The following is a 23,096-nucleotide window of genomic DNA, read 5'->3' as shown; positions in this document are numbered from 1 at the left end:
TCTTCTCCCCCTGATGTGTATAAATTCTAATTTATCATCGATGCTTGCTTCAGAAATTCAAGCATTGCATCCATAACACCATCATTTTGTTCTTTTGTACCAATTGTTACCCGAACCGATGTAGGGAAACCTAATGCTTTCCCTGAACGAACAATATATCCCTTTGAGAGTAAAAATGAGAATACCTCATCACCATCATGTGCAAAATCAATTAAAATAAAATTTCCTTGTGAAGGATAATAATTTAGATTTTCTTTCTCACAAAATTGATAGAAACGTTCTAATTCCTCGTGATTTAATTTCCTACAATTTTGAACAAAGCTTTGATCACTCAGAGCTACTGATGCTACTTTTTGGGCTAAAACATTTGTATTGAATGGTTGTCGGACAGGTTCAAGTGCTTGAATAATTTCTTCAGATGCAATCCCATAGCCTATTCTAAAACTTGCAAGACCATAAATTTTAGAAAATGTTCTTGTAACAATTAAATTTGGATATTGCTGGATTAATACACGTGCATCATAATAATCATCAGCGCAAACATATTCATAATAAGCTTCGTCTAATACCACTAGTACATCTTTAGGTACTTTCTTTAAAAAACTCTGTAATTTTTCATCGTTAATATATACACCTGTAGGGTTATTAGGACTACAAACCCAGACAATTGCTGTATCCTGATTAATTTGAGTAAGCATTCCATCTAAATCATGTTCTCCGTTTATTAACGGTACCTCTCTTATCTCAGCACCTTCTAATATTGCATTATGCTTATATTGTGAAAAGGTAGGATTGGCCATCACTGTATTTTTTCCTGGCTCTAGTAGAGCATTAGAAATAATATGTAGCAGTTCATCTGTTCCATTTGAGAAAATTAACTGGGTTGGCTTTACCCCTAAAAATTCAGCCGCTTCTTTTCGTAATTGGGTTGAATATCCATCCGGATAATAAGAAAATGTTGAGCTACCCTCTTTATCTAATAAGTCCTTTACTTTTGGTGAGTAGCCATACGGATTTTCATTTGATGCTAATTTATGAATTTCATCTAAATGAAAGGCTGCTTTCACCTCTTCTATTGATTTACCTGGTTGGTATGCCTTTAGATTTAAAATTTTACTATTCCATTTCATGAATATTCACTCCTTTATCAAATCTGGTCTCAGAGTTACTGCATCTTTTAAATAAATGTGTATAATATCTTGTTGAGCTTTATCTGTATTTACATGAATCATCACACGGATACAAAGAGGGAGACTTCCCTTCACGTTAATTTCCTTCATACACATCACAGGTACATATTTCCATGAAGAAAACCTTCTCAATGCTTTGGCAGGAAACTCGGCATTGATATCTGCTGTTACTGATATGAAAACAGAAGCAACATTAGCTGCTTCTATGGCATTTTGCTCTATCAATTCCATTATTAATTCCTCTGTCGAGTTCACAATCTCATTTTCATCATTTTGTGTAACTGTTGTCGCTCCCCTAACTCCGCGTATCATTTTTCCCCCTCCTATTAACTCATCATATAAAATGTTTCCCTTAATACAGGCACATCTACAGCTGTTAATACGGGTTCTCCGATGCTTTTAAGTAAAACAAAGACAGGTTTATTTGCAACAGACTTTTTGTCTCTTTTCATTAATTCGTATATTGTATCAAATTGTGTGGATGAAGGAATTTTCCACTGATACCCTAATCTTTCAATCCAATTTATAAATGAATCTAAATCAAAGTCTAATCCAACAAGCTTTTTGCTTAATAAAAGAGCGTAAACCATGCCACACATAACTCCTTCACCATGAGTAAGATTACCAAATCCCGCATGTGCTTCTAATGCATGACCAAGTGTATGCCCAAAATTCAAATAGGCTCGTACACCACTTTCCCTTTCATCAAGACCTACAATTTTTGCTTTCACTTCAATTCCTCTTTTTAAATAGGTAGGAAGCTTGTCACTAATTACTTCTTCAATTGACTGTACATGATTCATGAGTTCATTTAAGAAATTAACATCCGCAATCAGGGCATGCTTAACCACTTCTGCAAATCCGCTTTTAATTTGCCTAACAGGCAAGGTGTTGAGATAGTTTGTATTATAAATAACAATATCTGGTTGATAAAAAGCGCCAACCATATTTTTACCAAGCGGATGATTGATTCCTACCTTTCCACCTACTGCACTATCATGAGCTAATATTGTGGTTGGGATCTGTATAAATGCAATTCCACGCATATATGTCGCTGCGACAAAGCCGGCTAAATCACCAATAGCCCCTCCACCAAATGCAAGAATCACTGATTTTCGATCAATACCCACTTTTAACGCAAAGGAAATACAGTCTTCATAAACCTTAAACGTCTTCGCTTTTTCTCCACTTGGAGTCGTATAGACTTCATAATCTATTCTTTCTGGGATACTATGAATGATAGTATTTAAATGAAGACGATTGACCGTTTCATCTGTCACCAATAGTACCTTTGAATATTTATTCAGTCTCATATGTAATGAATCTAAAATATCTTCCCCTATAAACACTTCATAATTTTTTGAATCAGTAAAAATCGCTACTTTTTCCATACTAAAAAAACCTACTATATGTTTTTTCTTTTTCTACGATTTCCTTTAATGTTTCAAAACGATCACTATAATACTGTTCAACTATTGCAGAAGCTACTTCCCAAGCAACCACTGCTTCAGCAACAACACTAGCAGCAGGAACAGCACAGCTATCTGAACGTTCAATACTTGCTGTAAATGGTTCCTTTGTTTCAATATCAACACTTTGTAGAGGTTTATATAATGTAGGTATAGGCTTCATTACACCACGAACAACAATTGGCATACCGGTGGTCATTCCTCCCTCAAAACCACCTAAACGGTTGGTTCGTCGTTCATAGCCTCTTTCCTCACTCCAAAGGATCTCATCATGAACCTGACTACCTGGTATATGAGCCATTTCAAATCCCAGACCAAACTCAACACCTTTAAATGCATTAATACTCATAATGGCTGCAGCAATCTTAGCATCTAACTTCCGATCATAATGCACATAACTCCCTACACCTGATGGCATTCCTTCCACTATTACTTCGACAATTCCCCCAATGGAATCTCCATTCTTTTTAGCTTTATCAATTGCTTCCATCATATTCTTTTCTGCTTCCTTATCAATACAACGAACTGGAGATTTTTCACTTCTTTCTTTTAATTCATCTATGGTTGAGTATTCCAATGCATTTGCACGAACTCCACCAATTTCAAGCACATGTCCTGCAACTTTTATCCCTAATAATGCTAATAGCTTTTTTGCAACTGCACCTGCAGCTACTCTCACAGTCGTTTCTCGTGCAGAGGAACGTTCTAATACATTACGCATATCATGATGACCATACTTTATACCGCCAACTAAATCAGCATGTCCTGGTCTTGGGCGAGTCACTTTTCTTTTGATTTCCTCATCTTGACCTTCCTCTAGTGGTTCTATCCCCATTATTTTGGTCCAATGTTTCCAATCCTTATTTTCTACAACCAATGCTAATGGTGATCCAAGTGTTAAACCATGGCGAACTCCACCTAAAATGTTAGCGCGATCGGTTTCGATTTGCATTCGCCTTCCACGACCATAACCTTTTTGTCGTCGTGCTAATTCAGTATTAATATCCTCAGCTGTTAATGGCATTCCCGCTGGTAACCCTTCAATAATCGTCGTAAGTTGTGGGCCATGGGATTCACCAGATGTTAAGTATCTCATTTCCTCTTCCTCCTTCAGTACTTTAAAGGATTTATGTATCACTATAACATAACTTCCAATAGAGATAAATAAAATTTTGAATTTTTACGATAGTCAAAAACCCTTTAATAGTAATTAAACTAATCCTATTAAAAAAAGTGACGCCTAAGAAATGGGTCACCCTCAATTAAACTTTTTTATAAAAGAACGTATCTTCAATAGCAAAATGATAGGATTGAGGATTAAAAATTTGTTCGGTACTTCCTACAAATAACATTCCTCCTGGTCTAAGAGCTGCATTAAATTTTTGATAAAGAGAATCTTTCGCTTCTTCAGTAAAATAAATCATTACATTTCTACAAACAATTAAATCAAAACCTGATTCATATGAATCTGCAAGTAAATTATGTTGTTTAAATTTAACAGTTTTCTTTATCTCGTCAGCCACATGATAGTAGGAACCCTGTTTTTCGAAATATTTCTTTTTTATATCTTCAGGTACTTCATTAAGAGATCTTTCAGGATATATACCTAACTTTGCTCTTTGTATCGCGTTTACATCAATATCGGTTGCTAAAATAGAAATACTTGATAAAGGAACATGCTTTGATAACACCATTGCAATTGTATATGGTTCCTCACCTGTAGATGAAGCAGCTGACCAAATTTTTAATGGCTTTCCTTCTTTTAAGAGAGTAGGGAATATTTTATTCTCCAAAACATCCCATCTTTGCTTATTACGATAGAACTCGGAAACATTAATTGTCATTCTATCTAAAAATTCATTTAATAATTCTTGGTCATTATTCATTGCCTGAAAGAATTCTTGAAAAGATGTAAAACCTTTTTTTTCATACAAGGAGGTTAATCTTCTTTTCATTTGCGCCTCTTTATATAGTGATAAATCTATTTTTGTCTTTCTCTTTACTTGGTTAATAAATTCTATGTAATCCGTTGTCATTTCCATTCTCCTATGAAATAGTCATATTACAATTTAAGTATAACGGACTTTACCAATAAAAAGCACCATGAAAATAAAAAAAGATTGGTGAAATCACCAATCCTAAAAAAAATTAATAAATCCAGTTATTAATTAATTTTGAGTACTCTACTAATTCTTCTTCTTTGAAGAAAAGGCCAATCTCTCTTACTGCACTTTCAGGTGAATCAGAACCATGAATAATATTTTTACCAACTGTTACTCCAAAATCACCACGGATTGTTCCAGGTGCAGCATCTTTTGGATTAGTAGATCCCATCATTTGACGTGCAGTAGCAATAACGTTTTCACCTTCCCAAACCATGGCAAAAACTGGACTTGAAGTAATGAAATCCACTAATTCGCCAAAGAATGGACGCTCTTTATGTTCACCATAATGTTGTTCAGCTAATTCTTTTGATACGCTCATAAGTTTTGCACCAACAAGGTGGAATCCTTTTTTCTCAAAACGGGAAACGATTTCACCAATTAATTCTCTTTGTACTCCATCTGGTTTTACCATTAAAAATGTTTTTTCCATTATAAAATCCTCCTACTGATGTTCCTCTTTTTCTAGTTGGAATTATGTATCCTCGAAAATATTATCATTTTTTGCGAGATTTAGCAATGAAAGGTATGATAACTTGACTTTAATATTTACGCTTTCCAATAAAATTAGCCACATCAGTCAATGATTTTCTGACCCGATTATTCGGAAGTTGCTCTAACATGGATAATGCTTTTTTTAAATATCGCTGACTAATTTCATTCGATTTCTCGATTGCACCTGAGCTTTTTATTTTCAAAATAATTTCTTTCATTTCATCTTTTGATGTATGCTCATTAATTCGCTTAATCATTGTTTCTATTTCAGGATCTTGCATGGCATACAGTACAGGTAATGTAATATTTCCTTGAAGCAAATCACCACCAGCTGGTTTACCTAGTTCCTTTTCAGATGCAGTAAAATCAAGTATATCATCTGTAATTTGATAAGACATTCCAACATAATAGCCAAATTTATATAGTTTCTTATGTATATCTTCTTCTGTTCCACCAGCAATTGCCCCTAATTGGCAGCTTGCTGCAATTAATATAGCTGTCTTCCGTTTGATTCGTCGAAGATAATCACGTAAATTTTGATTATATCGATATTTATCTTGAATTTGCTTAATCTCTCCTATGCATACTTCTACCATCGTATCAGCTAATATTTTATGTGCTAAGTAATGATCAATTTTAGTCATGTATTCAAGAGAACAGGCTAATATGTAATCACCTGTATACATAGCAATACGATTATCCCATTTCGCCTTAACAGTGGGTTTGCCTCTCCTTAGCTCCGCATCATCAATTACATCGTCATGAACAAGAGAGGCCATATGAATAAGCTCTAAAGAGACAGCAACATTTTTTACTCTCTCAATATCATAATTTCCAAATTTAGCGGAGAGAAGTACAAAAATTGGTCGTATTCTTTTTCCGCCAGCCCTTATCAAATTTAAAGATGCTGTTTCCAATAATTTAGATTCAGACTGTATTGCTGCAATAAGTTCCTTTTCAATTATATCTATATCCGTTTTTAGGAACGAATACAATCTTTGCAATTTCATATAATATCCACCTAGCTTATTATTTCTCTTTATAGCCTATATGTGATGCTGCAGCGCCCCCGCTATAAGGCTTATATTGTATATTTACAAATCCTGCTTTTTCAAACATATTTGCAAGTTCTTTTATACCAGGAAAGTCCCTTGCAGATTCTTGGAGCCAAGAATACTCTTTATAGCTTTTCGCAAATATTTTTCCCATTAAAGGCATGATATATCGAAAGTACATATAATATAGTTGCCGATATCCGATCATGGTTGGCTGGGATGTTTCTAAACATACAGCTATACCACCTGGCTTAAGTACACGATTCATCTCTTTTAATACCTGCATATAATCTGGAACATTTCTTAAACCAAAACCGATTGTTACATAATCAAATGTATGATCATCAAATGGAAGCTCCATTGCATTTCCGTGGATCATTTCTACTTGATCAAGACCTAATTTTCGTACTTTTTCTTCCCCCACTTGAAGCATATTTTTACTGAAGTCCAAACCGTAAACTTTGCCCTCTGTTCCTACTGCATCGGCAAGTGCAATCGTCCAATCACCTGTTCCACAGCAAACATCTAGAGCAGTTTTTCCTCTTTCCACAGCCATTTTTTTCATTGTATCTTTTCTCCATTTAAGATGCTGTTGGAAACTTATTACGGAGTTCATTTTATCGTAATTATCATAAATTTTTTCGAAGACATTATGTACACGCTCTTCCTTTGATGCCATCGCTTAACCCTCTTCCAAAAATAATTTTTCTCTTGAATGTTGTTTCAGAAGAAAATGTATTCTTTGATCTAATAATTGATTGAGATTTAATTTTTCCTTTACCATCACTATCTTTTCAATTGTCTGGTCTATAAATGGTTGACATTTTTCAATCAGGTAATATTTATTTTCTGAAGATAGCTGTTGAAAGGTATTTAAATTAGTCGGCAAGAGAAGCTTAGTTAGCGCTTCAAAGAGTGTTGAGTGTTTCTCTTTTTTCACCTTTTCAATTTCATTACTGATTGTAATTAAAAATAATAGCTCTTCACCTAAAATAGAAAGTTCTTTTGATCCAAAAAAATTAATAAATTTAGAAATAATCGTTGATTCAACCTTTTTTAAAGTATCCATATACTGTTCAACAGTGCAATCCTCTAGTCGGTAGATTGCTACTTTATGTTCATTTACGATCTTAATTCCTTCAGCAAGCGTTCGAATGAGTGGTACATTTTCAACTTCAGCTAATATTTTATAATATAGACCACTATAATAATCACCAGCTAAAACGGTTAATTGTCGCTTTTTTAACAATTCGGATGTATTATTCACTTTATCATGGGTATCAAGGGCTATTTGAATGAGCATGGTCGTCGTTACATATTTATTTATATTTCCTTTTGTAAGCTTCAAACTAGACAAGCTTTCAATTAATATGTTCATACGATCCTCATCAATATAGGGCTCATCAATAAACTGCATTAAATAATTTTGAGATATCTTTTGTTTAATTGTTTCTTTAATTAAAGCGATTTGTTGCATCCTTTCTTGCAAGTCCATTTCCCTTAAGCCCCATTTCTTTCTCGTACTTGATTTATATCTAAAAATAGTGTGTCATGAAAACTTCAACAAAAAATATTATAACATAAAAAAACTATAACTTGTGAGCATTATAAATTTGTTAGGCTCTTTTCTAAAACTTTGTTACAAGAGAAAAATATAATGATCAATTATGTATTAAATTTAGTATTTCTGAGCGTGCATATGAATCATTGACGAGTGATCCACGAACGGCTGTCGTAATAGCCTTTGCCCCTGGCTTTTTAACTCCTCTCATTGTCATGCACATATGCTCGGCTTCAATAACTACCATAACACCATGTGGGTCAAGTATTTCATATATTGAATCTGCTACAGTAGAGGTCATTCTTTCCTGTATTTGTGGGCGTTTTGCTACAATTTCAATTGCACGAGCTAATTTACTTAAGCCAGTGACTTTCCCATTACGAGGCAGGTATGCGATATGTGCTTTCCCATAAAAAGGGAGTAAATGATGTTCGCACATTGAAATAAATGAGATATCTTTTACTAAAACTAGTTCCTCATGTTCTTCACTAAAAACTAAATCAAAAGATTCTTTTGGGTCCAGATTAATTCCCTCAAAAATTTCTTCATACATTTTAGCTACCCGCTTAGGTGTGTCTAGCAAACCTTCTCTATCAGGATTCTCCCCAACAGCCTCTAAAATCATTCGAATAGCTTCTTCTATTTGGCTGTGATTGATCTCTACCATGGTGTGTCCTCCTACAAATTAAAAGCATTATTTATTTTTCAATCATTATATCGGTTTCACTATTGATTGGCTGTTTCCATAACAAAGTTTTAGAAAAGTGCCTTTACATAACAGTTCTAATCTTAGCATATTCTGTGTAATACAGTAAAATACTAGAATCGAGATTTGTAACATTTTGTTAGGAGTTTTGATTCAAGGAGAGTATTTTTCTTGAAGAGTTTATAAAAGAAAAAGGGCTGTAGCCAGCCCTTTTTTAACGCCTAAAGTAAAATATGTATTTATTTCACAGCATCTTTAAGCGCTTTACCTGGTTTAAATGCAGGTACCTTGCTGGCTGCGATTTCAATTTCTTCACCAGTTTGTGGATTACGTCCTTTACGAGCAGCACGTTCACGCACTTCAAAGTTACCAAATCCAATTAATTGGACTTTATCACCACTAGCTAATGCATTTTGAATAGATTCGAAAATAGCATCAACCGCTTTAGTTGCATCCTTCTTAGAAAGTTCTGTGCTTTCAGCAACAGCATTGATAAGTTCAGTTTTGTTCATGCCATTCACCTCCTCCCAGAGAAATAAAACATTTAGTTTTTGTCCTATTTACATTACTAAACATTTTGACCGGTTTCTATACATGTATACCATGAAAAACCTGAATAGAACAGCGTTGATTGCTGAACCAACAACAATTCTGATAAAAGATTATCACAATAAAATAGCCTTAGCAAGAATAATTCGTGAATTAGTGGGAAATCTTTCATCAAAAAAAGAAAAATACCAAGCTTTTTTAGCTTGGTATTTCTTTTTCTAAACGATTATAGTATAATCGCAATCAGTCCACCTGAACCTTCATTTATGATTCTTTCCAATGTTTCTTTAAGTTTATATCTAGCATTTTCAGGCATTAATGACAGCTTCGCCTGAATTCCTTCACGTACTATTGAACTTAAGTTACGCCCAAATATATCAGAATTCCAAATGGATAGTGGATCATCTTCAAAGTCCTGCATGAGATATCGAACAAGTTCTTCACTCTGTTTCTCTGTCCCAATGATTGGAGAAAATTCTGATTCAACATCAACTTTAATCATATGAATGGATGGTGCAACAGCTTTTAATCTCACTCCAAATCGTGAGCCTTGGCGAATAATTTCCGGCTCATCCAAACTCATATCTCCTAAAGTTGGAGACGCAATTCCATAACCAGTTTGTTTGACCATTTTTAGCGCATCTGCAATTTGATCATATTCTCGTTTTGCATGGGAGAAATCTTGCATTAATTCAAGTAAATGATCTTTTCCGCGAATTTCTACCCCAACTATCTCTTTTAATACTTGATCATACAGTTCATCAGGAGCAAACAAATCAATTTCTGCAACCCCTTGCCCCATTTCAATCCCTGCTAGTCCTGCATCCTGTATAAATTCATATTCATTAAATTGTTGCACAACACGATCAACATCTCTTAGCCTTTTAATATCTTTGACAGTTTCCTTGACTGCTTCTTGATAATTTTCTCGTAGCCAATGATTTTCTGTTAGAACCATCACCCAGCTTGGTAGATTAACATTTACTTCTAGCACAGGGAATTCATAAAGTGCCTCTCTTAAGACATTTAATACATCCCCTTCTCTCATGCTTTCAACTGACATGGCTACAACTGGTATATCGTATTTTTCAGCAAGTGATGAGCGCAATGCTTCCGTTTCAGGATGATGAGGCTTGGCAGAATTAACAACCATAATAAAAGGCTTTCCAACCTCTTTCAACTCAGCAATGACTCTTTCCTCTGCTTCAACATAATCCTGACGCGGGATTTCGCCAATTGAACCATCAGTTGTAATGACGACGCCAATAACAGAATGCTCTTGAATTACTTTACGTGTACCAATTTCTGCTGCTTCGTGAAATGAGATAGGTTCTTCATACCATGGAGTATGAATCATTCGTGGTCCATTCTCATCCTCATACCCCTTTGCACCTGGTACGGTATACCCAACACAGTCAACAAGGCGAATGTTGACATCCAATCCATCACCGACATGAACAGAAACCGCTTGGTTCGGAACAAATTTCGGCTCAGTTGTCATTATTGTTCTACCTGCTGCGCTTTGAGGCAGTTCATCCTGAGCTCGATTACGATCCGCTTCTGTTGCAATATTTGGTAAAACGACTAACTCCATAAATTTTTTTATGAATGTTGATTTTCCAGTTCGTACTGCACCTACTACACCTAAATAAATATCGCCGCCTGTTCTTTCAGCAATATCTTTAAAAATATCAACCTTTTCCAAGAGATTCCCTCCCCACATTAAGTTCCTGGGACATTACATCCTTAAAAAGTTTTGGACACTATATGTGTATGATGTTGTCCTATTCTCTTATGACTATAAATTGATGATTTATCAACTTTTTCTATCATTTTGGCCAAGTTAATCTATACCTTGATAGTGGTATCCCATTCATCTATTACAAGTCATGAGACAGATTCATATCAATTTAAAATGACCACAAAACCATAAAAATAAAACCCTTCCTTTACAATATATTTTGTAAAGAAAGGGTTATGACTATTTTGCTAAAAAAATAGGTTCATTTTTTTGGTTTATTGTATAGGGGAGAGAATACGCTGGTACAAATAAGGAATCATCCGTTAAAATATGTCGGATATCCTCTCCAGGTTTAACTTTTACATTTTTGTTGCGAAGTACATGATATAGGTCACTACTATAGTCTACAAAAATGTCTCCTTGTCCTGTGATGACAAAAGGAAGATTATTATTTGTATACGGGGAAACTACAAACGGTTCCTCCTTATAACCAATTTTTTTATAGTTTAGTGTATATACATTTTTAGATACTTCATTTTTATATGGAGGATACCCTTGAGCATTGATCCTCATATGTAATTCTCTTATTTTTTCCGCTATTCTTAAATCAAATATTTTAACTGTAGGATTTGTTTCTACATCTATTAAAACATATTGAAAGATTCCACCATTTTCATAAGAATTCCCAGGAGAATCAGATAAGTATTGCGGAACTATTTTTTTATAGTCTATTGGATATTTTTCATATATTGGTGTACTTTGATCCCTAGTCTTGATAGGTAGAATCCCACCATTATCTTTTTGAAATTTATCTACTGCCGTTTGTACCGATTGTATTTGATCCTCATAAGGAATTTGATTTTCAGCTAATTTTTCTTGAGGGTATAGACAACCACTTAACATAGTAATAGAAATACATACTAGAAATAGGAGAGTCAATCTTTTCAACGTACTATTCCAATCCTTTCCACGGAAAATTCATCATTAACTTGTAGGTCCTGTAAATACGACGTATACCATGATTAATCCGCCAATAATTAAACATAAATAAGCAATAATAGCTGTTATAGCTTTTAAAAATTTGAATTTAATCTTATACCTACTTAAATAAATGACAACCATCGCTATTGCCATTAAGCCCATTCCAGCAATAGACACCCACATTTTAAACATCGATTCAGACATATAATATCCACCTTTTTGTTCAACTAATCTTATGTATAATGACTGCGTTTACTTTTAAAAATAAGCAAAGCAACTATATTATAACACAATCCCTTCTATGGTCTATCTATGTTTGCCAAGCCATGTGACAAAATCTGAAATATTTTTCAATGACATCATTTGATCAATAATGATTAGTAAATGAACTGAAAAATTTTAAGCATCTTCCGTACTTCATGCTATTTTCATATCGTAAGTTGCTTTTTTTGTATAAGTCCTACTGCAGGCTTTTATGCCTAATAAAAAGTTTAGTGTTCGTATCACGTTCAAAATTCTTTTCTTAGTTGATCAAAAGACTCGGCGGTCTTCAACCTATTTTTTCCAATTAATATCACCTCAAAAATGTAAAAGAAAAAAATTCCTTATTGAAAACTAAAAAAACCGAAGCAAGGGGCGTTAACCTCACTTCAGTAAGAAAAAAATAGACAAATACCCATTCCACAAGTTTAAAGCTTTTACTTCATGGCATTTTATGCAAATCAATACTTATTTGCATCGTCGAATGCCCATTCATTTGAAAAAGTAGGACAAAAAAAGTTACTAAATGTATCATTCAATATTTAATAAATTTGTTAAATCTTCCATCTCATTCGTTTTCAATCTTCCCATGAGATTATCAACTGCATCTTTTGGATGGTATTCATTAAAGAGAACTCGATATAATTCATCGGTTATCGGCATTCTAACAGCATATTTCTCTGATAATTGATGTGCTGCTTTTGTGGTTCTTACCCCTTCAACGACCATTCCCATATTTTCCAGTACTTCTTCTAACTTCATTCCCTTACCAAGCATATTTCCTGCTCGCCAATTTCGTGAATGAACACTTGTACAAGTGACAATTAAATCACCTATCCCAGAAAGACCCAAAAACGTTAATGGGTTAGCACCCATTTTTGTACCAAGTCTTGCAATTTCCGCTAATCCTCTTGTTATTAATGCAGCCTTCGCATTATCCCCATAGCCAAGTCCATCAGATATACCTGCTGCCAAAGCAATGATGTTTTTTAATGCTCCACCTATTTCAACACCAATAACATCTAAGTTGGTATAGACCCGAAAATTTTGATTCATAAATAGGTCTTGTACACGTTTAGCAGCAGCTTCATCGTGAGAAGAAACTGTAACTGTTGTTGGATGTCTCAAGCTTACTTCCTCAGCGTGACTAGGTCCTGATAAAACAACAACAGCATTTAAAAGATCGTTAGGCATTTCTTCTTCAATCATTTCAGATATTCTAAGTAAAGTGTCTGGCTCAATTCCCTTGCTGACATGAACAATTGTTAATTTAGATAATTGAAATTCACGTATTTTCCCTAATACTTCTCGAATGGCCTTAGTTGGGACAGCCAAAATGATAACCTCGATATCTTCAAGGGCTTCTTGTAATGAAGAATAACCAATAATAGATTCAGATAATTGAATATTAGGTAAATATTTTTGATTAGTATGAAAACGATTAATTTCCTCGATTTGTTCTTGTTTATGTCCCCAAAGACGTACTTCATGCTCATTGTCTGCTAAAACCATTGCCAGTGCTGTTCCCCAGCTACCCGCTCCAATCACTGCAACCTTTTCCTTTTTATTAGACAACACGATCACCTGCTTTTTTATTTGAAGATAAGTATAAAATGACAAAACAGTTTTACAATAGCCATCTTGTTTTTCTTATTTACTGTTTTTTCACAATTATTATTTCCTTCTACGTGGTATTAAACGAATTGGTGTACCTTCAAAGTCAAAGGCATCACGAATTCTATTTTCAAGAAAACGTTCATAGGAAAAATGCATTAATTCAGGTTCATTTACAAAAACAACAAAGGTCGGAGGTTTAACTGCAACTTGAGTTGAATAATATATTCTTAAGCGTTTTCCCTTATCTGTTGGGGTTGGATTCATAGCAACAGCATCCATTACGACCTCATTTAGTATGCTTGATTGTACACGCATTGCATGATTTTCACTTACAGTTTTAATAATAGGGATTAAATTTTGTAAACGTTTCTTTGTTTTTGCTGATAGAAATACAATTGGTGCGTAACTTAAGAAAAGAAAATGTTCGCGAATATTTTCTTCAAACTTCTTCATCGTTTTTTCATCTTTCTCAACTGCATCCCATTTATTTACTACAATTACGATTGCTCTACCCGCTTCATGTGCATAACCAGCAATCTTCTTATCCTGCTCTCTTATTCCTTCTTCACCATTAATTACGACACAGACAACATCTGAACGCTCAATCGCTCTTAAGGCACGTAACACACTATATTTTTCAGTACTTTCATAAACCTTTCCTTTTTTCCTCATTCCAGCAGTATCAATGATGACATATTCTTGATCTTCAAAGGTGTAGGAGGAGTCAATTGCATCTCTTGTTGTCCCTTCAACATCACTTACAATTACTCTTTCTTCACCTAAGATCGCATTTACTAGCGAGGATTTCCCAACATTTGGGCGTCCAATAAAACTAAATTTAATCGTATCTTCTCCATATTCCGTTTCTTCCATTTTTGGAAAATGTTTTGCAACTTCATCTAAAAGATCTCCAAGACCAATCCCATGTGATCCAGAAATCGGAAATGGATCTCCGAAACCTAAAGAATAGAAATCATAAATTTGATCTCGCATTTCAGGATTATCAATTTTATTTACACCTAAAACAACAGGTTTTTTTGATTTGTATAAAATTTTAGCGACCATTTCGTCTGCAGAAGTAATCCCTTCACGACCACTAGTAATAAAAATAATCACATCAGCCTCATCAATTGCGATTTCAGCTTGCCCTCGTATTTGTTCGAGGAATGGTTCATCACCGATATCTATCCCTCCGGTATCAATGATATTAAAATCGTGAGTAAGCCACTCTGCCGAGCTATAAATACGGTCTCTTGTCACACCGGGAACATCTTCAACAATTGATATACGTTCACCGACAATACGATTAAAAATTGTCGATTTTCCTACATTCGGACGACCTACAATTGCGACAACTGGTTTTGTCACCTCAATCACCCTTTCATTTATAATTTCTTTCATTTCATTCATTTTTACTCTTTCATTTACTTGCTTTAGTATAATGTCTAACCTACATAGTTTATCAATAATATGTATGACAAGCAATCATTGAATGGAAAGAAACTCAAATCTAATAAAATAAACATTCATCCATATTATAACGAGCCAAAAAACTATTTTAACAATTTCGCCTTATTTTCCTTCAGTACATTATTTTTTAGTGTTATACTTGTTATCATTTTATTAATCATAAACCAAGATAAGAGGAAAAAAATAACTAAAGCGCAAATATCTAAACACGATCTATCACCTATAATATATGGAAATCCCCACTTTTTTAAAATTAAAGAATAGATTATTTCTCCATGTATAGTACCAGTGAATGCACACAAAATTTGCGAAGGTAAAGAACGAGGATATAATAATTGAGCAAGTAAAAAAAGCACGAATCCAAATAAAAATTTCCTGTCCATAAAAATCCAAACTGGATCGTATAATTCTAATAATAAAAATCCAGAATAACCAATCATAATAATAAAAATAGCCAAAAACATATAGACTTTTTTCCAAAATTTCAGCTTACTAAAATAAAAATAACAGATAATAAGTAGTATAATTGATGACAATTGCATCGGAATGGAAAAAAGCGAAATGCTAAATGGATATACGATTAATAATAATAATGATAGAAATGCAATCCGGAATCTTAATTGATTTTGACGACTTAAGATAAATGTGGTATAAATCCAAACTGACCATAAAAAGAATAAAGAATAAAAACCATCCATCCCTTTAACCTCCTTTCATTTTCATTATAGGAAAATAAAAAAGGTTCTAACCATGAATAGTAATAATTTTTCAAGTTATCCTACTTTTTAGGAGGTGTTTAAAATATGGGAAGAGATAGACAAGAAAAAAAGTTAAAACAAAGTAGAAGAGTTGAGTCAGATAGAGATCAGGCCCTTCATTATAATGGCTCAACTAAATTAGAGAGTGCCGAGGATGCCAGAAGGAATCAAAAAGGCTAACATAAAATGGCAAATTTCATGTTTTATCATCATTAGTGCAGAATTGAATAGATAAGCATGAACAAAATTTTATACGGAAAAAGGCTATCCCTATATTACTATGAGGATAGCCTTATATCTTATTTTATTTATTTAAATCTTTTAGTTTATCACCAATCACTTCACCTAATTGGAATCCTTTTGTTTCTTCGGGAAGTTCATAGTCCACAACTTCTTCTTCACGTTCTTCAAGATCTTTAATACTTAAAGAGAGGCGACTATCTTGAGTATTTACATCTAATACTTTCACTTGAACCTCTTGACCTTCTTTTAGAACTTCATGTGGTGTATTGATATGCTTATGGGAAATTTGTGAGATATGAACTAAGCCTTCCACTCCAGGGAACACTTCAACAAATGCCCCAAATGAAACTAATCTCTTCACTTTACCCGTTAGTACTGTTCCTTTCGGAGCCTTTTCTTCAATATCTGCCCAAGGTCCAGGCTGAGTTTCTTTTATTGACAGTGATATACGTTCATTATCGTGATCAACCGATAATACTTTCACTTTTACAAGTTGCCCTTCCTCAATTACATCAGAAGGTTTTTCTACATGTTCATGAGAAAGCTGAGAGATATGAACAAGTCCATCTACACCACCAATATCAACAAAAGCTCCAAAATCAGTAATTCTTTGTACTTTCCCTTCAAGAATTTGACCAGCTTGAATATGATGTAAAGCCTGTTTCTTTTTCTCTAATTTTTCTGATTCAATAACTGCTCTATGTGAAAGGATAATACGGCTTTTGTCACGATCTAATTCTACGATTTTAAAAGTTAATTGTTTACCCTTATAATCGCTAAAATCCTCTACATAATGATCTTCAACTAATGAAGCAGGAACGAAGCCACGGATTCCAAGATCAACAACTAATCCGCCTTTAACTACATCACTGATGGTTGCTTCAAAAATTTCATTGTTTTCAAAACGACGTTGCATTTCTTGCCATGCTATTTCTGCATCTACTTTGCGTTTAGAAACAACTAATGCTTCTTCTTCAACCTTTGTTACAATTAGATCAAGGACATCCCCTTCTTTTACAACGTCAGATGCTTGTTCAACATGAAGACTAGACAGTTCACTGATTGGGATGATGCCATCTATTTTACTACCTTCAATGGCTACTAGCACTTGTTTTTCTTCAACCTTAGTAACCGTTCCTTTTACCCTATCATTCTCTAAAAAGGTCTTTACTTCCACTTGATTCATATCATCTGTCATATGTACTCCTCCTTAATCCAAATAACGATAAGCTTTGGCTAGTTGTCTTTCAAGTCATCATCTCTATCGATAAAACTAGAAATCATCCAATTAGCAACAATAGCTTTTTATACTTTCAAACAATTCAAAAATGATCCTTTATACTAACTTCTAACAAATACTACATTTTGTCAAGTAAAGTGACTCATTTGCGATGTTCATCGATCAATTTTTTAATTCGATTCATGATCACATCTGTGACTTCACCAGGATTTGCTTTGTTATCACGATATTCTTGTAGGTCTATCGGTTCCCCATACACCACTTTTAATTTGCTAAAAGGTTTATAAGGTCCAATAATTGCACAAGGAATAACAGCGGCATCCGTCCTTAATGCAAAAAAACCTGCGCCTGCAAGACCTTTACCTAGTTCCCCAGTTTTACTGCGTGTACCTTCAGGAAAGAGTCCTAGAACTTGATCCTTTTTTAGAACATTTAGTCCTTTACGCAACGCTTCCCTATCACTCATACCTCTTTTTATAGGAATGACATTTAATTTTTCCATTAATGTTTTTAATAGTGGTTTTTGAAAAAGTTCTTCCTTTCCCATAAATACAACTGGTCTAGGTGCTGTAATACCAACTACTGGTGGATCCAGATTATCGATATGATTAGCACATAAGAGCACACCACCCTTTTCAGGAAAATGCTCTTTGCCAATAACCTGAATTCTATATAGCGGTTTAAAAATCCTCCATACAACCACTTTTGCAAATGAGTAAAAAGTCACTTTTATTCGATCCTTTCATTAGCAAAATTCATTATTTTATTTACAACATCTTGAATAGTTAATGAAGTTGTATCAATCACTATAGCATCATCAGCCTTCTTTAATGGTGAAACTTCCCGTTCTGAATCTAACTTATCCCTTAATTCAATTTCTTTTTGTAACTGATTTAAATCAGATGGATAATTTTTCGCAAGATTTTCAGTATGCCTTCTTAAGGCACGTTCTTCTACGCTAGCAAGTAAAAAGATTTTTAATTCAGCGTTCGGGATTACATGAGTTCCAATATCCCGGCCATCCATGACCACTCCACCGTCTTTAGCAAACGCTTGTTGCCTTCTTACCATTTCCTCACGAACTAGACGGTGTTTAGATACTTCCGATACATTATTTGTGACCGAAGCTTCACGGATTTTTTTAGTTACATCCACTCCATCTAAATAGACTAGCTGACCTTCAATCCCTGGCTTTAGTTCAATCATAGTGACATTCAGCAAGTCTGCTAGTGCTGATTCATTATTTGGAGATATCTGATTATCTAGAGCCTTTAATGTTAAAGATCTATACATTGCTCCCGTATCTATATAGATATAAGATAGTCTTTCGGCAACAATTTTTGCAACCGTACTTTTGCCTGCAGCAGCAGGACCATCAATAGCAATACGAATTTTTTGATTCATTCAGCTTTCCACCCATTCTTTATAATAACCATGACAATCCACGTTAACTAAATACTCTATTATGATGTACTTTTAGGTAGTTAACAGTTCACTTAATATTAACATATTATATAACAACTAAAAAAGACAGAATCTAATCTGCCTTAATGATGATTCTTCCATGTTTCTATTATAGGGGTTTCATTCATTTTATTAACCCCTTCATAAAAGGTGATTTTTTGATAATCTTGAAAAAAATGAAGTGAGTGAAGAACCCCTTGAATCAATAGTAATAATATAAAGTGAAAAATTATTAATTTTACCATCCATCTTTCTATTAATTTCATTTCATCCACTCCTAAAATAATATATTAATCATTATGGGAGTAGAAGAAATTCTTTATTCATTTAAGAAACTTAAATGTTTCTTAATTAAAGCTGAATTCAAGTCTATAGACCAAATTATAGTAGTTAAATTTCACCTAAGAAAATGCTTTAAGTTAATAATCCTTTTTTTCGAAGCTCTAATTGTCTTTCAAAACAGAAGCGAAAAAGTGATTGGGTATCTTTCTCATCTAAATCAATGAATTCAATTGATGCAATGTTCTTACCTGCATCCTCCCAATTTCTTATAAGTTTAATTGGTGTATTAATATACTGATAATCTCCGTTTTGCATTGGAAGTACGATGGTAGCATCACCCGTTTCTAATGGGTGCATCTGTATATTTTTTGGTAAAAGAACGGCACATCCTCCTGCACTTATATCCTCAGTAATTGTCGTGAATCTTTCTTTAGAATTTTGTAAATACAAGGATATATCAACCGCTGTTTCAACCCTTACGTATTGTCTACGTTGTATCTTCTTAAACTCCTCAACTGGTGGGATATGTAAAATAATCAAGGGGATATTTTTTTTGACTTTGCCTATAACTTTTGTACGAAAGAGATAAGTTCCATTATCTTCTGTAGAAAAAATACAATTTAAATGTAAATCATTCACAAGAAAAGCAGTACGATTAGTCGTTAAACTAATGGGATAATCGATATATAAATTATTATTTTCAATATCAGCAATTTTGCATTTATATTTATCAGGATTATTACTTTCCAAAGATTCAAGAGTTAAGTTCATTCCAATATTTAACATCGATTTGCAAATCCTTCCTTGACATAAGAATATGGTCCTGAGTATATTATGCCATTTAATGACAGACTTTTCTAGATATTCACCAAAATCAAAACCACCAGTGTGAACTGGTGGTTTGCTCTGCGGCTGAAAGCCTATGTTACCGGCCTTGGCCTAAAAGGCCCACTGAGAGGGTTTCCCGCCTGCACCACATTCACTCACTAATTCTAAAGAATTTCTTTATTTCTTCTTATTTTTCTCTCCTGTAAATGGGTCATATTCCTCGAATAATGTTAATTGATCACCCATATAGTCTTCCTTTAGCTGATTTCTAATGTATTCTTGTATTTGTTTCTTATTTCTGCCTACTGTATCAACATAGAAGCCCCTACACCAGAATTTCCGATTTCCGTATCGATACTTCAAATTGGCATGTCGATCAAATATCATGAGGCTACTTTTTCCTTTTAAATAACCCATGAATTGAGATACACTTAATTTAGGTGGAATACTGACTAACATATGAATGTGATCTGGACAGGCATTTGCTTCATGAATTATTACACCTTTCCGTTCACATAAATCTCGTATGATTTGCCCAATGCTCTTTTTATATTTTCCATAAATAATCTGCCTTCTGTACTTTGGGGCAAAAACTATGTGATACTTACAATTCCATGTTGTGTGTGCTAAACTATTCATGTCCTTCACAGGGCATACCTCCTTCTATGGTGAGATGAAGTGGTCGGGAAACCAACTTTATCTTACCCTGAAGTGAGGTTTTTTTATTACCACGCTATAAGCTCTCTGGAACCCCCGGCATAGCCAGGGGTTTTCTAAACCATAAAGAAAATGAGGAAAGCTAGATAGCTTTCCTCATAATACATTGTGATATACAGGTTCCGCGTTTTGCAGTTTTTCTACATTTTCTTCCTTTCCATCGTTTGCGTTTATAAAGATCCGGTACGTATCCTTACCTAGTGTACCTAAGAATTCATAGCAAAGCACTTCTTTTCCTAGTTCATTACTGATAATAGCCAATCTATCCTCCATTACCTTTAATTTTGGATTAATAGAGCCTTTTGCCTCTGCCATTGTTAGCTTAGGCTTAGGAATTTTTCGATTCTCAGTATTTTTCATATAATCTTGAGCAGTAAAACCAATTATTTGTCCATTATCTAAAGCAACCTTTAACTTGATCGTTTCTGGATAGATTCGAACGCCTTCTTCATTTACTACAAAGGAAAAAACACCTATATGATCATATTGTGTACTCTCAAAAACCTCCATATGATCAAACTGATTATTTTTCAAAAATTTAGACGCAGCCTGAATTCCATCATTTAAACTTAAATTTTGCTTTGTAATGTCTCGTCTTTCAATAAAATATATCGGATGTCCGCCTTTTTTAGTCATATCCATATTGCCCTCATTACCATTCTTATCTGCTAAGGTTACACTATAGAAACTAAAATTAGCACCTTTTCCATTTTCGGTTACCTTTACTTTGGTAGGATTTTTTATGTTTGTAAACTTCTTCGCTATTTGAATTGCTTCATCTTTAGTAATCGATTTACCTTTTACGTCCCGAAAATTGTTGTTATTTTTTTGAAAGCTTACTAAAGATGGATCATTTGTATTCGATTCATCGTATCCTTTAACTGTTTTTTCTACTGTTTTAAAGCCATCGATGATCGTATTATCTGCACCTTCCTTGCCAGTAGCTAGTGCCATTTCAACATCCATCCAACGTAAGTTGTTTTTTAGTACTAAGTGTTGTACTTTTCTTAGTTCCCCTTGAATATTAGCACTTTGTGAATATAATCTTTTAAGGGTCCCATATTCTTCATTAGATAGTGGTTCCTTATCAAGATCTCTAACTGCTGTTCGATAACTAAAATTTCCGATATTCGATAAAAATTCCTCTGTTTTATTAAATGGTAATAAAGTAAGAGGCAATTGACCGACATTACTATGTGCTTCCGAAGTAAGTCTCCATACATCTGCAAGGGCAGGTGAAAGAGACTTTCTTGAATTCATGGCTAACGTAGTACCAATTTGGTCATGTAACTGATCCATTTGATAAGCTAAATCATGAAATGCTCGTTGATAATTATTTTCAGCGTTTATTAAGATTGCATTTTTTTCTCGGTGTTCTTGGTACCCCCATACTCCAGTTCCAATGACACCAAGTGATAATACAGCTATAATAATTCCTCTAATCATTCAAATCACCCCTTACATACAAAATATATGTTTGCCAATTTGCTTGATTTGTGGTCTCGACCAAATCCATTTACTTGTTGCTGTAACAGGATTAAAGTAATATAAAGCATTTCCTGTAGGATCCCATCCATTAATCGCATCAATCACAGCTTTTTTTGCCGTTTCATTTGGTGTTAACCAAATTTGTCCATCTGCTACTGCTGTAAATGCACCTGGTTCAAAGATTACACCTGAAATTGTATTCGGAAATGAAGAGCTCTCCACTCTATTTAATATGACAGCAGCTACTGCCACCTGACCTTCATATGGTTCTCCTCTTGACTCTCCATACACCGCATTAGCTAATAATTGAATGTCATTTTGAGAGTAGCCATTTGGTACATTGGTCGCAGTTACATTCGTAGTACCTGATGGTTTTTTTGTTGTAGTAGTTTTTTTATTAGACGTAGATGATTTAGGCTTAATTTGTTTATTAATATCAACGCCCCCATAATAAGTAAACTCATTCCCCTTTTTAATTTGATCTTTAACAAAGGCAGCATTATAATTCGATGCTTTAACCAATTTCGCTTTTGTTGTTGGTCCAGCTAATCCATCAATATCTAAGCCAAAATCCTTTTGAAAATTTCGTAATGCCCAATACGTTCCCCATCCAAAAACACCATCAATTTTACCTGTATAAAATCCGATATTCTGCAATCTTGCTTGCAATTCTATAACATCGTCTCCAACTGCACCCCTTTGGATCACTTGATTTGTAAACGCCTGAATTGGCTGTTTTGAACTTGAAATTGTCAATGTTACAAGACAGAATAAAAGTACGAAAACAACTTTTACAAAAATGTTGTTCCTCATTGCGTT

At 34.1% G+C, this 23,096-nt stretch carries 26 protein-coding genes; 1 reads left to right on the top strand and 25 read right to left on the bottom strand.

Features of this window, described 5'->3' with window-relative positions; genetic code table 11:
• Positions 1-26 precede the first annotated feature (26 nt).
• The 17 genes from hisC to MHI39_RS10600 form a co-directional block, all read right to left on the bottom strand.
• A complete protein-coding gene (gene hisC / locus MHI39_RS10680) occupies positions 27-1,130 on the bottom strand; it encodes a histidinol-phosphate transaminase (RefSeq protein ID WP_058002365.1) in 1,104 nt (367 codons plus the stop codon).
• A gap of 6 nt (positions 1,131-1,136) precedes the next feature.
• Positions 1,137-1,502 carry a chorismate mutase gene (aroH, locus tag MHI39_RS10675; RefSeq protein WP_058002364.1) on the bottom strand — a complete coding sequence of 122 codons (366 nt, stop codon included), beginning with the start codon at positions 1,500-1,502 and terminating at the stop codon, positions 1,137-1,139.
• Positions 1,503-1,516: 14 nt separating this feature from the next.
• Positions 1,517-2,581: a 3-dehydroquinate synthase gene (gene aroB, locus MHI39_RS10670; RefSeq protein WP_278890777.1), complete on the bottom strand. Its 1,065-nt coding sequence runs from the start codon at positions 2,579-2,581 to the stop codon at positions 1,517-1,519.
• A 1-nt stretch (position 2,582) separates the two neighbouring features.
• A complete protein-coding gene (aroC, locus tag MHI39_RS10665) occupies positions 2,583-3,755 on the bottom strand; it encodes a chorismate synthase (protein WP_058002362.1) in 1,173 nt (390 codons plus the stop codon).
• Positions 3,756-3,921: 166 nt separating this feature from the next.
• Positions 3,922-4,695 (bottom strand): protein-glutamate O-methyltransferase CheR, encoded by a 774-nt coding sequence (locus MHI39_RS10660; protein ID WP_058002361.1) that lies wholly within the window; start codon positions 4,693-4,695, stop codon positions 3,922-3,924.
• A 112-nt stretch (positions 4,696-4,807) separates the two neighbouring features.
• Entirely contained in the window at positions 4,808-5,254 is a 447-nt protein-coding gene (ndk, locus tag MHI39_RS10655; RefSeq protein WP_058002360.1) for a nucleoside-diphosphate kinase, read from the bottom strand.
• A gap of 109 nt (positions 5,255-5,363) precedes the next feature.
• Complete coding sequence (hepT, locus tag MHI39_RS10650; RefSeq protein WP_071976099.1) at positions 5,364-6,326, bottom strand: heptaprenyl diphosphate synthase component II; 963 nt, start codon at positions 6,324-6,326, stop codon at positions 5,364-5,366.
• 19 nt (positions 6,327-6,345) lie between these two features.
• Positions 6,346-7,050: a demethylmenaquinone methyltransferase gene (locus MHI39_RS10645; RefSeq protein WP_058002358.1), complete on the bottom strand. Its 705-nt coding sequence runs from the start codon at positions 7,048-7,050 to the stop codon at positions 6,346-6,348.
• 3 nt (positions 7,051-7,053) lie between these two features.
• Positions 7,054-7,866: a heptaprenyl diphosphate synthase component 1 gene (locus tag MHI39_RS10640; protein ID WP_058002357.1), complete on the bottom strand. Its 813-nt coding sequence runs from the start codon at positions 7,864-7,866 to the stop codon at positions 7,054-7,056.
• A gap of 166 nt (positions 7,867-8,032) precedes the next feature.
• Positions 8,033-8,599, bottom strand: a complete 567-nt coding sequence (gene folE / locus MHI39_RS10635; protein ID WP_058002356.1) for a GTP cyclohydrolase I FolE — start codon at positions 8,597-8,599, stop codon at positions 8,033-8,035.
• 278 nt (positions 8,600-8,877) lie between these two features.
• On the bottom strand, positions 8,878-9,150 hold the full coding sequence (locus MHI39_RS10630) for an HU family DNA-binding protein (RefSeq protein ID WP_058002355.1): 273 nt from the start codon (positions 9,148-9,150) through the stop codon (positions 8,878-8,880).
• A 263-nt stretch (positions 9,151-9,413) separates the two neighbouring features.
• Entirely contained in the window at positions 9,414-10,892 is a 1,479-nt protein-coding gene (gene spoIVA / locus MHI39_RS10625) for a stage IV sporulation protein A (protein WP_058002354.1), read from the bottom strand.
• 276 nt (positions 10,893-11,168) lie between these two features.
• Positions 11,169-11,876: a hypothetical protein gene (locus MHI39_RS10620; RefSeq protein WP_058002353.1), complete on the bottom strand. Its 708-nt coding sequence runs from the start codon at positions 11,874-11,876 to the stop codon at positions 11,169-11,171.
• 36 nt (positions 11,877-11,912) lie between these two features.
• Complete coding sequence (locus MHI39_RS10615) at positions 11,913-12,113, bottom strand: DUF2768 domain-containing protein (RefSeq protein ID WP_058002352.1); 201 nt, start codon at positions 12,111-12,113, stop codon at positions 11,913-11,915.
• Positions 12,114-12,701: 588 nt separating this feature from the next.
• Positions 12,702-13,745, bottom strand: a complete 1,044-nt coding sequence (locus MHI39_RS10610) for an NAD(P)H-dependent glycerol-3-phosphate dehydrogenase (RefSeq protein WP_058002351.1) — start codon at positions 13,743-13,745, stop codon at positions 12,702-12,704.
• Between the two features lie 99 nt (positions 13,746-13,844).
• Positions 13,845-15,155: a ribosome biogenesis GTPase Der gene (gene der / locus MHI39_RS10605; RefSeq protein WP_058002430.1), complete on the bottom strand. Its 1,311-nt coding sequence runs from the start codon at positions 15,153-15,155 to the stop codon at positions 13,845-13,847.
• A gap of 185 nt (positions 15,156-15,340) precedes the next feature.
• Positions 15,341-15,955, bottom strand: a complete 615-nt coding sequence (locus tag MHI39_RS10600) for a hypothetical protein (protein ID WP_058002350.1) — start codon at positions 15,953-15,955, stop codon at positions 15,341-15,343.
• Positions 15,956-16,060: 105 nt separating this feature from the next.
• Here MHI39_RS10600 and MHI39_RS10595 point away from each other — a divergent pair, with 105 nt between their 5' ends.
• Positions 16,061-16,195 carry a YpzI family protein gene (locus MHI39_RS10595; protein WP_065107195.1) on the top strand — a complete coding sequence of 45 codons (135 nt, stop codon included), beginning with the start codon at positions 16,061-16,063 and terminating at the stop codon, positions 16,193-16,195.
• 124 nt (positions 16,196-16,319) lie between these two features.
• On the opposite strand, the gene rpsA is transcribed toward MHI39_RS10595, so the two are convergent.
• From rpsA to sleB, 8 genes are all read right to left on the bottom strand, one after another.
• Positions 16,320-17,456, bottom strand: coding sequence for a 30S ribosomal protein S1 (rpsA, locus tag MHI39_RS10590; protein WP_071976100.1), 1,137 nt, complete (start codon positions 17,454-17,456; stop codon positions 16,320-16,322).
• 184 nt (positions 17,457-17,640) lie between these two features.
• Entirely contained in the window at positions 17,641-18,225 is a 585-nt protein-coding gene (locus MHI39_RS10585) for a lysophospholipid acyltransferase family protein (RefSeq protein ID WP_058002348.1), read from the bottom strand.
• Positions 18,226-18,227: 2 nt separating this feature from the next.
• The gene (gene cmk, locus MHI39_RS10580; RefSeq protein ID WP_058002347.1) at positions 18,228-18,902 is read right to left on the bottom strand and encodes a (d)CMP kinase; all 675 of its coding nucleotides are present in this window, start codon (positions 18,900-18,902) and stop codon (positions 18,228-18,230) included.
• A 143-nt stretch (positions 18,903-19,045) separates the two neighbouring features.
• On the bottom strand, positions 19,046-19,228 hold the full coding sequence (locus MHI39_RS10575) for a DUF5359 family protein (protein WP_058002346.1): 183 nt from the start codon (positions 19,226-19,228) through the stop codon (positions 19,046-19,048).
• A gap of 148 nt (positions 19,229-19,376) precedes the next feature.
• Positions 19,377-20,030, bottom strand: coding sequence for a flagellar brake domain-containing protein (locus MHI39_RS10570; RefSeq protein WP_071976101.1), 654 nt, complete (start codon positions 20,028-20,030; stop codon positions 19,377-19,379).
• Between the two features lie 219 nt (positions 20,031-20,249).
• Positions 20,250-20,711 carry an IS200/IS605 family transposase gene (tnpA, locus tag MHI39_RS10565; protein WP_058006971.1) on the bottom strand — a complete coding sequence of 154 codons (462 nt, stop codon included), beginning with the start codon at positions 20,709-20,711 and terminating at the stop codon, positions 20,250-20,252.
• Between the two features lie 174 nt (positions 20,712-20,885).
• The gene (gene ypeB, locus MHI39_RS10560; RefSeq protein ID WP_058002344.1) at positions 20,886-22,235 is read right to left on the bottom strand and encodes a germination protein YpeB; all 1,350 of its coding nucleotides are present in this window, start codon (positions 22,233-22,235) and stop codon (positions 20,886-20,888) included.
• Positions 22,236-22,247: 12 nt separating this feature from the next.
• Complete coding sequence (gene sleB, locus MHI39_RS10555) at positions 22,248-23,090, bottom strand: spore cortex-lytic enzyme (RefSeq protein WP_071976102.1); 843 nt, start codon at positions 23,088-23,090, stop codon at positions 22,248-22,250.
• Between the last annotated feature and the right edge of the window lie 6 nt (positions 23,091-23,096).

Source organism: Heyndrickxia sp. FSL K6-6286 (genome assembly GCF_038630395.1).
Classification (GTDB): Bacteria; Bacillota; Bacilli; order Bacillales; family Bacillaceae_C; genus Heyndrickxia; species Heyndrickxia oleronia.
This window is presented reverse-complemented; position numbering and strand designations above follow the sequence as displayed.

Coding starts and splice junctions, on each gene's coding strand:
- rpsA (WP_071976100.1), bottom strand. CDS start 17,456: ATGACAGATGATATGAATCAAGTGGAAGTAAAGACCTTTTTAGAGAAT.
- aroB (WP_278890777.1), bottom strand. CDS start 2,581: ATGGAAAAAGTAGCGATTTTTACTGATTCAAAAAATTATGAAGTGTTT.
- MHI39_RS10660 (WP_058002361.1), bottom strand. CDS start 4,695: ATGACAACGGATTACATAGAATTTATTAACCAAGTAAAGAGAAAGACA.
- folE (WP_058002356.1), bottom strand. CDS start 8,599: ATGGTAGAGATCAATCACAGCCAAATAGAAGAAGCTATTCGAATGATT.
- aroC (WP_058002362.1), bottom strand. CDS start 3,755: ATGAGATACTTAACATCTGGTGAATCCCATGGCCCACAACTTACGACG.
- MHI39_RS10595 (WP_065107195.1), top strand. CDS start 16,061: ATGGGAAGAGATAGACAAGAAAAAAAGTTAAAACAAAGTAGAAGAGTT.
- hisC (WP_058002365.1), bottom strand. CDS start 1,130: ATGAAATGGAATAGTAAAATTTTAAATCTAAAGGCATACCAACCAGGT.
- MHI39_RS10575 (WP_058002346.1), bottom strand. CDS start 19,228: ATGAAATTAATAGAAAGATGGATGGTAAAATTAATAATTTTTCACTTT.
- MHI39_RS10645 (WP_058002358.1), bottom strand. CDS start 7,050: ATGGCATCAAAGGAAGAGCGTGTACATAATGTCTTCGAAAAAATTTAT.
- MHI39_RS10630 (WP_058002355.1), bottom strand. CDS start 9,150: ATGAACAAAACTGAACTTATCAATGCTGTTGCTGAAAGCACAGAACTT.
- cmk (WP_058002347.1), bottom strand. CDS start 18,902: ATGAATCAAAAAATTCGTATTGCTATTGATGGTCCTGCTGCTGCAGGC.
- ypeB (WP_058002344.1), bottom strand. CDS start 22,235: ATGATTAGAGGAATTATTATAGCTGTATTATCACTTGGTGTCATTGGA.
- ndk (WP_058002360.1), bottom strand. CDS start 5,254: ATGGAAAAAACATTTTTAATGGTAAAACCAGATGGAGTACAAAGAGAA.
- sleB (WP_071976102.1), bottom strand. CDS start 23,090: ATGAGGAACAACATTTTTGTAAAAGTTGTTTTCGTACTTTTATTCTGT.
- MHI39_RS10615 (WP_058002352.1), bottom strand. CDS start 12,113: ATGTCTGAATCGATGTTTAAAATGTGGGTGTCTATTGCTGGAATGGGC.
- MHI39_RS10570 (WP_071976101.1), bottom strand. CDS start 20,030: ATGTTAAATATTGGAATGAACTTAACTCTTGAATCTTTGGAAAGTAAT.
- hepT (WP_071976099.1), bottom strand. CDS start 6,326: ATGAAATTGCAAAGATTGTATTCGTTCCTAAAAACGGATATAGATATA.
- tnpA (WP_058006971.1), bottom strand. CDS start 20,711: ATGAATAGTTTAGCACACACAACATGGAATTGTAAGTATCACATAGTT.
- MHI39_RS10600 (WP_058002350.1), bottom strand. CDS start 15,955: ATGGATGGTTTTTATTCTTTATTCTTTTTATGGTCAGTTTGGATTTAT.
- aroH (WP_058002364.1), bottom strand. CDS start 1,502: ATGATACGCGGAGTTAGGGGAGCGACAACAGTTACACAAAATGATGAA.
- MHI39_RS10640 (WP_058002357.1), bottom strand. CDS start 7,866: ATGGACTTGCAAGAAAGGATGCAACAAATCGCTTTAATTAAAGAAACA.